13 protein-coding genes are annotated in these 13687 nt (G+C 54.7%); 3 read left to right on the top strand and 10 right to left on the bottom strand.

Features of this window, described 5'->3' with window-relative positions; all coding sequences use genetic code 11:
* Positions 1-320: 320 nt before the first annotated feature.
* Positions 321-890: an elongation factor P gene (efp, locus tag QTO31_RS10795; RefSeq protein ID WP_028460163.1), complete on the bottom strand. Its 570-nt coding sequence runs from the start codon at positions 888-890 to the stop codon at positions 321-323.
* 447 nt (positions 891-1337) lie between these two features.
* On the opposite strand from efp, the gene QTO31_RS10790 reads away from it, so the two are divergent.
* Positions 1338-2294, top strand: coding sequence for a D-2-hydroxyacid dehydrogenase (locus QTO31_RS10790; protein ID WP_301429084.1), 957 nt, complete (start codon positions 1338-1340; stop codon positions 2292-2294).
* A gap of 158 nt (positions 2295-2452) precedes the next feature.
* Positions 2453-3649: a PLP-dependent aminotransferase family protein gene (locus QTO31_RS10785; RefSeq protein ID WP_301429083.1), complete on the top strand. Its 1197-nt coding sequence runs from the start codon at positions 2453-2455 to the stop codon at positions 3647-3649.
* Between the two features lie 180 nt (positions 3650-3829).
* Here QTO31_RS10785 and QTO31_RS10780 read toward each other — a convergent pair whose 3' ends face one another.
* From QTO31_RS10780 to QTO31_RS10750, 7 genes are read right to left on the bottom strand one after another with little or no spacing between them, the layout of a single operon-like run.
* A complete protein-coding gene (locus QTO31_RS10780) occupies positions 3830-4078 on the bottom strand; it encodes an acyl carrier protein (protein WP_031460502.1) in 249 nt (82 codons plus the stop codon).
* A 30-nt stretch (positions 4079-4108) separates the two neighbouring features.
* Positions 4109-4558, bottom strand: coding sequence for a transcription antitermination factor NusB (gene nusB / locus QTO31_RS10775; protein ID WP_031460501.1), 450 nt, complete (start codon positions 4556-4558; stop codon positions 4109-4111).
* Between the two features lie 18 nt (positions 4559-4576).
* The gene (accC, locus tag QTO31_RS10770; RefSeq protein WP_031460500.1) at positions 4577-5944 is read right to left on the bottom strand and encodes an acetyl-CoA carboxylase biotin carboxylase subunit; all 1368 of its coding nucleotides are present in this window, start codon (positions 5942-5944) and stop codon (positions 4577-4579) included.
* Positions 5944-6696, bottom strand: coding sequence for a 3-oxoacyl-[acyl-carrier-protein] reductase (gene fabG / locus QTO31_RS10765; RefSeq protein WP_028460157.1), 753 nt, complete (start codon positions 6694-6696; stop codon positions 5944-5946). Before fabG ends, accC begins: the two co-directional genes overlap by 1 nt.
* A 6-nt stretch (positions 6697-6702) precedes the next feature.
* A complete protein-coding gene (locus tag QTO31_RS10760; protein ID WP_031460499.1) occupies positions 6703-7602 on the bottom strand; it encodes a restriction endonuclease in 900 nt (299 codons plus the stop codon).
* A complete protein-coding gene (gene nrdR / locus QTO31_RS10755) occupies positions 7599-8105 on the bottom strand; it encodes a transcriptional regulator NrdR (protein WP_031460498.1) in 507 nt (168 codons plus the stop codon). The genes QTO31_RS10760 and nrdR overlap by 4 nt, the downstream gene beginning before the upstream one ends.
* A gap of 49 nt (positions 8106-8154) precedes the next feature.
* Entirely contained in the window at positions 8155-9660 is a 1506-nt protein-coding gene (locus QTO31_RS10750) for a Ppx/GppA phosphatase family protein (protein WP_301429082.1), read from the bottom strand.
* Between the two features lie 324 nt (positions 9661-9984).
* Here QTO31_RS10750 and QTO31_RS10745 point away from each other — a divergent pair, with 324 nt between their 5' ends.
* Complete coding sequence (locus tag QTO31_RS10745; RefSeq protein ID WP_301429081.1) at positions 9985-11082, top strand: Uma2 family endonuclease; 1098 nt, start codon at positions 9985-9987, stop codon at positions 11080-11082.
* A gap of 256 nt (positions 11083-11338) precedes the next feature.
* Here the strand turns inward: QTO31_RS10745 and QTO31_RS10740 are convergent, their stop codons facing one another.
* Positions 11339-12247 (bottom strand): prenyltransferase, encoded by a 909-nt coding sequence (locus QTO31_RS10740; protein ID WP_031460779.1) that lies wholly within the window; start codon positions 12245-12247, stop codon positions 11339-11341.
* A gap of 10 nt (positions 12248-12257) precedes the next feature.
* Positions 12258-13160 carry a homogentisate phytyltransferase gene (locus QTO31_RS10735; protein ID WP_301429080.1) on the bottom strand — a complete coding sequence of 301 codons (903 nt, stop codon included), beginning with the start codon at positions 13158-13160 and terminating at the stop codon, positions 12258-12260.
* Positions 13161-13687: the final 527 nt, after the last annotated feature.

The following is a 13687-nucleotide window of genomic DNA, read 5'->3' as shown; positions in this document are numbered from 1 at the left end:
GCCCTCACCTTCCCCCAACCCCTTCCGCTCCTCCACGGGGAGAGGCAGGGGGGACGTGGGGGGCTGGTGCGAACGCATGGTGGCCCGCGCACGCAATGGTCGGATATGCACGGTACGAGCCTCATGCAACATCCGGGTTTTTGACCAGGCTTTTAGAGCGTAGAAGAAAATCGGTTGAAGCATAGCGGCGGGGCGCAGCAGTGCCGCGCCCGTACATTCGGGAAGCTTCGGTCAGGGCGCAGCGGCGGGGTACAGTAGCGCTGCGCCCGTACATCTACTAACGAGGTTCGGCCGTTGAATCAACGTTCAGGAAGGTGAACCTACACGCGCGTAATATACTCGCCTGTGCGAGTATCGATCTTCAACACATCACCTTCGTTAATGAAGGCCGGTACCTCAATCACCGCACCGGTCTCTAGCGTGGCCGGTTTGGTGACGTTTGTCGCTGTATCCCCGCGTACTGCAACCGTTGTCTCCACTACCTTCAGGTTTACGAAGATCGGTAATTCGACACCGATGATGACATCCTTCTCGGCATCGTAGACTAGATCAACCGTCTCGTTCTCCTTCATAAATCGCACTGCATCGCCGACCAATTCAGCCGATACCGGTATCTGATCGAAGGTGTCATTGTCCATAAAGATGAAACTGTCACCTTCCCGGTAGAGATATTGCATCGGTCGGCGCTCGATGCGCACGATGTCAATTTCTGCACCGGCACGTACTCGATCTTCGATCACCTTCCCGGTGGTCAGGCTCTTGAGCTTCATCCGCACAAAGGCCCGCCAGTTTCCTGGGGCAACGTGTTGGAATTCAATAACCTGGTACAAATCGTTGTTGTAGCGAATGACAATGCCATTGCGCAGATCAGAAGTTGTTCCTGCAGCCATTTCAATATACTCCTTGTTTGTTGTATCCTGGTTGTTACCCAATATACTCCACACTACCAGTAATCCCTGGCGAGTGCTATCACTATAGGCGGATTCGGTATTCTGCGCAAGTTGGTTATAGGGAAGGAGAGAGGCATAAGCAGTAAGGACGGGTTCCCCCGCCGGTGGGAACTAGGGCCAATCGCTTACTTGCAGAATACGGGCCAGCGGCCCGCCCTCCTAGAGGGGGCGGAAATGGTAGCGGTAGGTTTCCCCGCTAGTGTGGACTAGGTTCACTTACGCGCGTACAGGAATGTGAGCTGAAAGCTCGTGATCCCACGAAATGGAAGCGTGCTTGAGGGGAGGGACACATATCCTTACCCCACCTTTTGACTGATCAAGTAATCGTCCACTTCGCATACAATACGTTATGAGGATCAGTCTCTCAACTTACAGGAGAGTTGCTCGATGAAGCTCGTTCTTCCAGGTCTACTACGCGACGAACTGATGCCACGAATTATGGCGGTCGCACCGGAGGCAACTATCGTTTGGTTCGATCAGAATGGGGAGCCAGAAGCTCCCATTACTGATGCTGAAGTTCTTTTACGCTGGTTCTTCTCCAACGAGCAACTGGCGCGGTTAGTGCGTCAGATGCCGATGCTGCGTTGGCTTCATATTCCACGGGCGGGGGTTGATGGATCGCTTATCCCTGAAGTTATCGAGCGCGACATTATTGTTACCAATTCAGCCGGTGTTCATGCTATTCCGATCAGCGAATTTGTGATGTTCTTCGCCCTCAGCCATGTCAAGCAGGCTCGTTATCTGCATCAGTTGCAGGCCGCCCACCAATGGCGCGAGGCAAACTTGCAATTGCGGGAACTTGCCGGTACCACGATGTTGATCATTGGTTTAGGTCACATTGGACAGGCGATTGCCGAGCGTGCCAGTGCCTTTGGAATGCGCGTATGGGGATCACGGCGAACCCCACGTCCGGTTGCCGATGTTGAACGGGTGGTTGGTGAGGGTGAATGGCGTGCACTCCTGCCAGCCGCCGATTTTGTGGTCATTGCAGCACCGCTTACCCCAGCTACCCGCGGGATGTTTGGTAGAGCAGAACTGGCGTTGATGAAGCCTGATGCCTATCTGATCAACATTGCTCGTGGTGAAATTGTTGACGAGGTCGCCTTAATTGAAGCATTACGTACCCGACGCATCGCCGGTGCCGGGCTTGACGTATTTGCCCAGGAACCGTTACCGCCAGATAGTCCATTCTGGACGCTGCCAAATGTCTTTGTAACGCCCCATATCTCTTGGAGTTCACCGCATATTCGTACTCGCACACTCGATCTGTTCGCTGCCAATCTGCGCGCCTTCATCCATCAACAGCCGCTCCAGAATGTTGTTGATAAGCAGGCCGGTTATTAAATTCGCATCCCAGCTCTCTCCCGATCGTGCCCGTAGGGTCTGAGTTGTGGATGTCAATCCAAAAGAGAATACACTTGTGTTATCCTTGTTCTAAGTCGTTTTTTCCTTCCTTCGTATCGTCATAGTTCGCGTACCATACACAAAGGAGCAACCAATTTATGACCGCAACGACCGACCGTCTCGAAAGTCTCTTTGCCAGCCGTGTGCGAGAAGTCGTACCGCCTCTATTTGGGGCTGCCGGTGAGCCGGTACGCCCCCTGATCAGTTTGGCGTATGGCCTGGCCGATCCTGACCTCTTCCCACGGGCCGAATTGATGGCTGCTGCTGCGGAAGTTTTAGCCTACGAAGCTGCCGATTCATTGAACTATGCGCTGTCGTACCCTGGCCTTACGGATCAAATTGTTGAGCGTCTCCGGGCTGAGGGTGTTGCGGCGCAGCCTGAACACGTAGTGGTGGGGTACGGTTCTGGTCAGATTCTGGCCCTCTTACCTGAAATTTTTGTCGAGCCGGGGGATACTGTCATTATCGAAGCGCCTAGCTTTCTCGGTGCTGTGCGACGTTTTGTGCAATCGGGAGCACGTCTGATCAGCATTCCGGTTGATGATCAGGGAATGGATGTTGCGTTACTGTCAGACACCCTACGCAAACTGGCGGCTGGTGGTCGGCGTCCGAAGTTCATTTACACAATTCCTACTTTTCATAACCCGACAGGGGTAACCTTAAGCCTGGAGCGACGCAGACAACTGGTTGCCCTGGCTGCTGAATACGGTGTGCCGGTGGTTGAAGACGATGCCTACATCGATCTGCGGTTTGCCGGCGAGCCATTGCCATCGCTGGCTGCGCTCGATCAGGAAGGTTGGGTCATTCGGGTAGGCACCTACTCGAAGATTCTCGCTCCTGGGTTGCGGATTGGATGGGTTCATGCTCGACGTGAGATTATTGATCGTCTGTTGATGGTAAAAGCTGAAGGTACCACTGGCCCCTTCATCACCCGCGTCGTAGCGCGCTTTTGCGAGAATGGCCGACTCGAACGACATATTGCTATGCTTCGTCAGCACTATGCTGCCAAATGTGCAGCAATGGCCGCTGCGATACGTCAACATTTTCCGGCTGAGGCTAGCTTTGTCATGCCTGCTGGTGGTTTTTTCATCTGGGTCAAACTACCGCAAGGCGTGAGTGCTCGTGCGCTCCTGGAAGCCGCCCGTGCCCGGGGAGCTGAGTTTCTGGCCGGTACGGCCTGTTTTGTTGATCGTGCTCAGGGCGAGCATGCGATGCGTCTTGCCTTCAGTTTTCAGAGCATTAGTCGCATTGAAGAGGCAATTGCGATTATTGGGGCGGCTTTTGCCGATCTTTAGAGTGTGTCAAGTTCCTCTTGCCTGAACGATATTGGGGCACACAGTGGTGTGCCCCGGTGATCTCCACGAAGAGAAAGCAATGCCCCCAGCCTGCAAAGAGAGGCTGGAGGCAACCGACCAGTGTTTACTGCACGTACAAGCTGGCAGGAAAAAACCCTGCGACCCTACCTCTAGACAAAGTTATTCGTTGCTCTGGTGGGTTTCGAGGTACTGCAAAGCATCGGCAACAGTCTGAATCTTCTCAGCCTCTTCGTCCGGTATCTCAACACCGAACTCTTCTTCGATGGACATGATAAGCTCTACCAGATCGAGTGAGTCAGCATTTAAGTCTTTGGTGAATGATGCAGTAGGAACAACTTGATCTGGTTCTACACCAAGCTGTTCGACGATAATCTTGCGCAGGCGCTCTTCCATCTCAGGCGAAGCCATACGAATGACATTCCTTCCTTTCAAAAACGGCTATTCCTCATCATTACGGTCGGCTAGATAGCGGGTAACTACCGTGCCGAGCACGCCATTAACAAACCGACTTGAATTATCACTGCCAAACTGTTTAGCCAGTTCAACAGCCTCATTAATCACGGCCTTGATCGGCGTCCGCTCTACATCATCGATCAGCAACTCGAAGAGAGCGATGCGCAGCACCGCTTTATCGACCCCCGGCATCTGTGCAACCGGCCAGTTTGGTGCTGCCTCTTCGATAATCCGATCAAGGTAGGAACGATGTTCCCAGGCGCCGAACACCAGGCGTCGTAAGAAATCGGCACTCTCTTGCGACATTGGTTCATCGGCGAGCCGACGCTCGAGCACCTGATCAATCGCATGATCGGTTTCATCAACTTCAAAGAGGATCTGCAACGCTGCGATCCGCACTCGATGCCGTTGACTTGCCAATCTTGCCCTCCCCATACGCATCCCGTTGCCGACTTACGCCGGGTTGAGTGTCTCTTTCCACTGACGCAGCAGCTCAGCGACGTAGCCAGTGTGAATTCGACCGGCGCGGAACTCCGGATCATCGATCAGGGCCAATTGAAACGGGATGGTTGTTTTAATACCGGTAATGACACATTCATGGAGCGCCCGCCGCATTCGGTTAAGCGCTTCTTCGCGTGTATCACCTACCGTAATAATTTTTGCCAGTAACGAGTCGTAGTTGCCGGGTGGCTTGTAGCCGGGGTAGAGGTGAGAGTCAACCCGAACACCTGGCCCACCGGGTGGCAGGTAAAATTCGACTTCACCACTTGCCGGCAAAAAGTCACGCTCTGGATCTTCGGCATTGATCCGGCACTCAATTGCGTGCCGCGTTATTTTAATGTCTTCCTGGCGGAGCGTCAAGCGTTCGCCACTGGCAATCAGCAACTGCCAGCGCACCAGATCAACACCGGTGACCTGCTCGGTAACCGGATGCTCAACCTGAATGCGCGTATTCATCTCGATAAAGTAATAGTTCCCATCCTCGTCAAGCAGAAACTCCAGCGTGCCGGCATTGACATAGCCGATAGCGGTAATTCCGCGCACAGCATCGGCTCCCATGCGGGCACGCAGTTCAGGGGTGACTGCCGGTGAGGGGGCTTCTTCGACAATCTTTTGATGACGACGCTGCGCCGAACAGTCACGTTCGCCGAGGTGGATTGCGTTTCCGTACTGATCGGCCAGCACCTGAATCTCAACGTGTCGTACACGGGTAAGGTATTTTTCCAGCAAAAGCGCACCGTTACCAAAAGCTGCTTCTGCCTCGGCGCGAGCTGTGGAGAAAGCGCGTTGCAAATCGGCTTCATCGTAAGCAACTCGCATACCACGCCCACCACCACCACCGGAGGGTTTCAATAAGACCGGATAGCCGATCTGACGGGCAATATCGATTGCCTCTTCCAAAGATCGTACCTCGCCATCAGAACCGGGTACAGTTGGTACACCGGCTTTGCGCATCGTTTCGCGCCCAATAGCCTTATCGCCCATCAGACGGATCGGTTCCGGTGGGGGGCCAATGAAGGTCAACTTACAATCGGCACACATCTCGGCAAAGTACGGATTTTCGGAAAGGAATCCATAACCGGGATGAATAGCATCGCAGCCCGAGACAAGTGCAGCACTGATCAACGCCGGCGCATTCAGGTACGATTTGGCGGGTGGGGGTGGCCCGATACACACCGCTTCATCGGCCAGGCGTACCGCCAACGAGTCACGGTCGGCAGTGCTATAGGCGGCTACCGTCCGAATACCCAATTCCTGACAGGCCCGAATAATGCGTACAGCAATTTCGCCACGGTTTGCTACTAATACTTTGCGAATCATCAGGACATCACCATTCCACCGTCGATAGTCAGCGTTTGTCCACTGATATATGCGCCAGCATCAGAGGCCAGGAAACAAACCAGCCCTGCAACCTCGGCCGGCTGGCCGAACCGACCGAGCGGGATCGTTGCCAGAATTGCTTTGCGGGTCTCTTCGTTGAGGGCGTCGGTCATTTCAGTCTCGATAAAGCCCGGAGCCACTGCATTAACCGTGATGCCACGGCTAGCCATCTCACGGGCAGTTGATTTGGTAAAACCGAGAATCCCGGCTTTGGCCGCAGCATAATTGGCCTGTCCAGCATTTCCGGTTAACCCAACGACCGACGTAATGTTGATGATTCGACCAAACCGTTGTTTGGTCATTGGCCGCAGCACTGCACGGGTACAGAGAAAGACACCGCGCAGATTAGTGGCGATGACCTCATCGAAATCGCTCTCCTTCATACGAAGGAGCAGAGTGTCGCGGGTGATACCGGCATTGTTAACGAGAATGTCGATGCGACCAAACCGCTCCAGGGTAGTTTTGACCAGATGTTCAACATCCTCGGGTTGGCTGACATCACCTTGGATGGCGATTGCGGTACCACCTGCGGCGGTAATGGTGGCCACAGTTGCTTCGGCTGCGGCTGCGTTTCCACGGTAATTGACGACAACGGCTGCACCACTTCCCGCCAACCGCTCAGCGATAGCCCGACCGATACCACGGCTGCCGCCGGTCACAATGGCTACACGCCCGCTCAAATCAAGCAGCATGACGTATTACCCCTCTGCTATCGCAAACAACGTCTTTCCATCGATAATCAGGACATTCCGTTTTCCACTTGCCGCCTTGATCGTATCAGGAGTGAATTCGGTTGACGTAATCACCAATCCTTTCGGAATACCAGATCGCTTCATATCCTGCAAAAGACTTTCGAGCGTGCCAGGACGAACCTTGTCGGCAACCGATAAGCGCAACAGGTAGGTCACCCCTTCGTAGCTCAATTCAAGGTCGAGATGTTTATCTTTATCGATAAAGCGATAATCCTTGAACTCAAACCCCTTCTTGCGGAAGAGGTTCAGAACGTAAGAACCAAATTGGGGCAGTGAGAGGCCTTGTAAATCTTCAAGTGTGCGGACTACGCCAGGACGTTCAAGGCGGCCACCGCGTTCGGCAATCTCGCGTTGCAACTGCCGGTTGCGCTCTTCAGCGCGACCTGACATCACGGTACCGAAGGCAGGAAAAGGGATCAATGCGAAGGCAGAGAAGATAAAGTAGATGGTTATCAAATCCATCAACGTTGCCGGTGCTGGCTGTTGCTCTGCATCGAGTTGGATCACCGGCATCGGAGCAATACCGGCTTCTCCGACCAGACCATACCCGATCATAATGGCCAGGCCGAAGAGGAAGGTTATCAACCCAAGGGCCAGACCGTTAGCCAGGTACTCGCCACGAACCTTTCGTCCCAGATAGATACCGGCCATCACCGGAACAACACCGGCCAGAATTTGCAAAATGTTGTTAGCCAAAAACAGCGAACACCAGGCAATAGCGGTGATCAGACTGACTAACAGGACTTGTACCCATTCAATCGCACGGATTGAACGGGCAATACGCTGGAAAAAAGACATCTTAACAACGGGTTCTGACACCGGCTGAGGTGTCGTTTCAATGTTCATACCACCGAATCCTCTGTTGATTCAGGCGATGGGTGACCATTCCGATCACCATCGCGCTCAAGAAGCTCATCGACTGCTTCACGCAATTTGCCAAGATCGGAAAAGGATCGATAGACTGAAGCAAAGCGAATGTAGGCGACCTCATCAAGATTGCGCAGATGTTGCATCACCGCATCACCGATCACCTGTGAACTAATCTCTTGTTCTTCAGTTGACATAATCATTGTTTCGACATCGTTAACCAATTGCTCGATAGCGGCTGCCGAAACTGGGCGGCGGTAGCAGGCTGTGCGTACACCACGCGCAATCTTTTCACGGTCATACGGTTCGCGAGTGCCATCCTTTTTTACCACCATTAAGCTGACCGACTCGATACGCTCGTAGGTCGTAAAGCGACGACCACAGGCCCGACATCGGCGACGGCGGCGAATAACGTCGCCGTCATACAGCTTACGAGTGTCTATCACATCAGTTTCAGCGAAATGGCAAATCGGGCACCGCATAGGTTAGCCTACTGCTTGTTCTCTGTCTAGCAAGCATTATAGCATAGGCTTACCCTGCTCTGATCTGCACCTCGCGGTTAAAACTCCGCTTGAGCAATCCACTACGGCGCGAAGCCTCCCAGATTTCCACGTGTGCATCACCGTGAGCGATAACGTCGATAATGATCTCTTCGCCGATTTGCACACGCACATCGTGCACGATCTGACTCTTGCTCCGTTCGAGATACTCGGCAAGGCGGAGCATTGCGCTCAGACGGGCAATTCGGGTCTCATCATCGGCGGCGAGAATCATACGGTATGGGGTTAAGTCCTCCCATCCTTTCCGATGGTTCCGTACCAGACTGGCGATGATCACAATTTCGCGATGACTAAAGCCGAGCAGCGTCGCATTGTGGATCAAATACTCACCGTGTTTGTGGTGGTCGTAGTACCCGACACTGATCCCAATGTCGTGCAAGATTGCGGCATAACCGAGCAGTTCACGTTCCCATGCGCCGTAACCGTGTAATGGCGCCAGTTGATCAAAAAGCGATAAGCTGAGCTTTGCCACCCGTGCGCAATGTGCTGGCTCGTAGTGTGTCAGGCGAGCCAGGTTGAGGACGCTGAATTGACGTGGTTCGGGGAGTAACGGTTGCGGTTGATCGGCGAGAAAGTGCTGGTAGAAGATACCTTCGCGTACTCCCTGACCACTGACTAGCAGATACGGAAAGTTGCCCCGATCCATTAGGGTGGCAATAATCACAGCACCGGCCAGGGTCACATCGACCCGTTCCTCTTTCATACCCGGTATCTGCAACCGTTCGCGTCGATTACGGCGAGCAAGTTCTTCGATGATGCGATCTACAGATTCGCGACTCAGTACATAACCGTGCACACGCTCAAGCGGATAACCACGCTGTTTTTGGTCAATACGGGCTAGCTGACGCACCGTTCCACCCATCCCACCGAGGCGACCATTACCAAAATCGGGAAGCCAGTCAAGTGGGGCAAAGGCTTCGCGGGCTGCAGCGCGCAGGCGGCGCAGATCAGCACGACTGATGGGATCGCTCTGCACAAACTGCTCGGTAAAGCGAACGATCCCGGCCTGAACGGAGAACGTGCGCGTCAGAGCACGATCGGTCACTGCCATTACTTGGGTCGAACCGCCGCCAGTATCGAATAATGCGCCGTGATGCAAAGGAAGGGCATTGATAGCACCAAGATAGCCAAAATAGGCCTCCTCCTCTGCCGATATGATGCGTAAATCAAGTGGAGTCGACTCACGGAGGGCGGCCCAGAAATCGGCCTGATTAGCAGCTTCACGAATGGCGCTGGTACCAACTGCGATCACCTGATCAACGCCGGTCGAGACACAAAGCGAGTAGAACATGCGTAATGCTTCCACTGCCCGTCTGATTGGCGCTGGTTGCAACATACGTGCAGGGCCGATCCCTTCAGCCAGGCGAACAGTTTCGCTTACTTCATCGGTTAGTCGAAAGCAGTGTCCCGGCTCGTAAGCCATCACGATGAGGCGAGTCGTGTTGGAACCGAGATCGATCACGCCCAGTTTTTTCATAATGCTGTCCTGTCAGCAGGCATCGTTGCCGGAAGAGACGACAATTATACAGTTATGTTGGTAATAGTATACACGAAACGATTCTGTGCGGATCGTACCAAAACGACTCTCAATCTGCTGTCCATCATTTTTCAAATTCCGCGTAACTTTTTGGCCGCTCAAACGGTTTCTTTATCGAGCACCGTTTTGAGCACCAGGAAAACACGATGAATGGGAAACACTACCACCCGCTGCCCGTTGCGCTGCCACCCTCGCCCCTGCATCCTGCCCAGCGCTGTGCTACAATACCGGCAGACCCACCTACCACAGCAAGGAGGAACTGCGATGACCCATCCTACTGCCACCGCACCTGCACCGCTCCCCGAAGAAGACCCCTTCCGCTACGGCTGGCGCTACGTCCGTCGGCCCACCCCCGACGACCCCGACCACCTCGAACCGGTGCCGCTCACCCTCGAGGACGTGTTGCACCCCGAAGTGGGAGACTTCATCGTGCACAGTGACCGCCACGAAACCGACCGGATGTACCTCACCGCGGTGTTGCGCGCCCGGCTCGAAGCGCACGGGCGGGCTATCGTGCTGAGTGATGTGCGGGTGGCGTGGGACGTGCCTGACCTGCGTCCGCACGGACCGGACGTGATGGTCATTCCGGGGCTGCGCGAGCGGCGCGACTGGAGCACGTTTGACGTGGCGGAAGAGGGGGTACGACCGGCGTTGATGATTGAGATCACCTCGCCGGAGACGCGGGAGAACGACGTGGTGTGGAAGGTGGCGCACTACGCACGGGCGGGGGTGGCGCAGTATGTGATTGTGGACAACATTGGACGGCGGGGGGAGCGGCAGCTCCGGTTACTCGATTACCGGCTGGTGGGCGATACCTACCGGCTGCAACCGCCGGACGAGCGGGGGTGGGTGTATCTGGAACTGGCTGAGCTGTGGGTAGGAGTGGAAGGCGACCACGTAGTGTGTTACACCGACGACGGCACGGCGTTTGGCGACTACGCGACGGTGGTACAGCAGGCGGCGGAAGAAGCGGCAGCGCGGGCAGCCGCCGAAGCGCGAGCGCGACAGGAAGCAGCCGCACGGGCCGAGGCGGAGGAACAGGCCCGACGGGAAGCGGCAGCGCGGGCGGAGGCGGAAGCACAGGCCCAGCGGGAAGCAGCCGCACGGGCGGAGGCGGAAGCGCAGGCACGAGCGGCAGCGGAACAAGCGCAACGGGAAGCAGCCGCACGGGCGGAGGCGGAAGCGCAAGCACGAGCGGCAGCGGAACAAGCGCAGCGGGAAGCAGCCGCACGGGTGGAGGCGGAAGCGCAGGCACGAGCGGCAGCGGAACAAGCGCAGCGGGAAGCAGCCGCACGGGCCGAGCTTGAAGCCCGTCTCCGCGAGTTGGAAGCCGAATTACGACGGTTGCAGGGATTGCCGTAGAGGTTTATCGGAACCAGCGGTACAGCGAGCGAGAAAGAGGGGCAACCATCGTGTTGCCCCTCGCTTTGTACCAGCCCTAACGCTGTTTGCTGCTGCTACATTGCCTCGCAGAATTGGTGCTACCTCACATTATAGAGGCCGATGCTCAAACTGTCCATTCTCTTCCCCCGCTTTGCTCATCGATGGGTTATGGATTTACAGGATGGAAAAATAGGTTACGGCGTCCTGCACAAAGCAAGTTCGTTTTTCAGACGCACTACTCGATAAGAAACGCCAGTAACATCATCCCGGCACTCCCCACGAGCTGGCCGATGCTCCAGAAACCAAGGCGATCCCAGACTGCTGGATTGGCCCAGGCGCCGCGACGGAGCTGCCAGATAAGCCACAGCCCAATGGGAGCGGTTGCCACCGGTGCGGTAGCTACGAGTGGCGGTAAACCGGCAAAGGCCAGGAGCGGTAAACTGGCGAGGGTAGCGAGAATTGCTATCATTTGCCAGTGTGCTGCGCGTTGTGGCCCGAACATAACCGCCAGTGTCCGCTTACCAACCGCTCGATCACCGGTGACGTCTGGAAAACTAACGGCGATCAGCATTGCGAATTGGAGCAGACAAAGCGGAGAAATAGTTAAGAGGATAAGGGGTTGGATCGCACCAGTTTGTAAGCTGAAACCGACCAGTGCAGTACCACCCGGAATCAACATTGCACCAACCACTTCCCCCCATCCGCGCCGATGTAGGTAGAGGGGAGGACCACTATACATCCAGGCCAGGAAGATAGCACTGGCGAGCAAACTACCGCTAAGCAGTGGTTGTGGTGAACGAAGTGTGCTGAATATCGCCAGGATGATCGCGACCATGCCCCAGCCTAATGCTGCAATGAGTGCATCCTTTGCCGGTAACCCTCCTTCAGGTAACACCCGGCTCCCTCCTGACCAGTGGGTTGGGGTTGGATTGGCACGGTCGGCATCGTAGTCGAAATAGTCATTGCTGTAATGGTTCATCAACTGCGTGCTCAGAGTTGTAAGCAAACCGAGGAGTGCGAGCAATGGATCGGTAGGCGGTATCCCGGCAGCGGCCACGCCAACACCGTAGAAAATGGCACCTCCCACCAGATGGAGCGGTCGTCCTAACCGGATCAGGGCGAGAATGTACCGTACACGTCGCATAGGCTCCACACTATATCAGATCTGTCAGACGATAGATGCTGAGGAGGACAAATTCAGTGTAAAAGATACTCCAGAGAAACATGTAAAAATTGGTAATGGATTGTTGTTGTTGCAGATCAACACGCAGGCTGACAATCCAGAACACAATGATGACTATCGCGTGACTTACAGCCAGAAAACCGGCTGCAAATGCGGGCATTGACCAGAGACCCACTGCGATGGGCAACAGGTAACACGCGGTCAGTAAGAGACGTCCCACATGCAAGACCCGCCGTGGGCCAAGGCGAGTCGTCAGTGTTTCGATTTGGTACATCCGATCGCCACGGTCATCTGGCAGGTCTTTATAAAAGGCAATGACCAGTGCAAAACCAAAAAAGAAGACCGCAGTTAGCACGAGAGTGGTGAAGGGCAGGTCAACTTCAAGCCAATGCCGATAGTGGAGGGCTAGCCCGACATTTGCGATAACACCGCGGGCGCTGGCAATACTGATCGCCGCAACGAGCGGTTTACGTTTCAGACGGAAGGGAGGAAGCGAGTAGAGCGAACCAATAAGCGTAATCGTTACGACTGTTAGCCAGAGGTACAGGCTCAGGAGCCAGGCACCGATCAGCGCAATGATCAGTGCGATAACAACGAACCATCTGCCAGCCTGAACCGATAAGCGCCCAGCAGCGATTGGGAGCCATGGCTTGTTAATTCGATCAATGGCTACGTCGGTAAGCTGGTTGACGCCAACCACGTAGAGATTGAGACTCAAACATACGATCCACGTTGCTACCCATAGACCGATCAAATCGAGCGTAAGTGGACGCCAACCGGCCACAATGATCAACATGGTGATGACTTGAACGCTGGTGGCGATGACAGTATGAGGACGGGCAAATTCGTACAGTAATCGAGCTTTTCTAATCATGTAAAAACGGCGCCTTTACCAAATATGCTTCGCTTGATAATCCGGATCGGAATTTTAGCTCAAATGTTGATACTTCAATTTTCCTTCCTCATCATACGTGATGTTGGAGGGGTGTGTCAACCGTCTTCAAAGAAGAATCCAGCCAGGGCGTTTTAACGCTCTCATCCTACCCCAGTAAGCAGCATGAGAATTCGGAATGCGAAACGAAGTGTAGAAGCGGCGGCTTCATACCTTATTCACAGAGCGTCAGAATACTTGTTGCTTCCCGTTCTACCGATGCTCTATCTGGCCGACCTATGTCGGCTCGCCGATCAGCCTGTGACAGCTTTTTAGGGAAGGGTTTCCACCCTCCCCACTTGCATGCAGGCCTAGGGGACGCGATGGTGCGCTGACACGCCAAACGATGTATCGTTAGGAAGGTGCGATGATCGTTGGTGTCGCTCCATTGTTGATCCGTTCGATGTTTGTACTTGTACCGAAGCTAAGAACTCCGCCAACCCCTGATAACTGGCGACGCAGCATTTCAG

The sequence above is a fragment of the Chloroflexus sp. MS-CIW-1 genome, assembly GCF_030444705.1.
GTDB lineage: Bacteria > Chloroflexota > Chloroflexia > Chloroflexales > Chloroflexaceae > Chloroflexus.
This window is presented reverse-complemented; position numbering and strand designations above follow the sequence as displayed.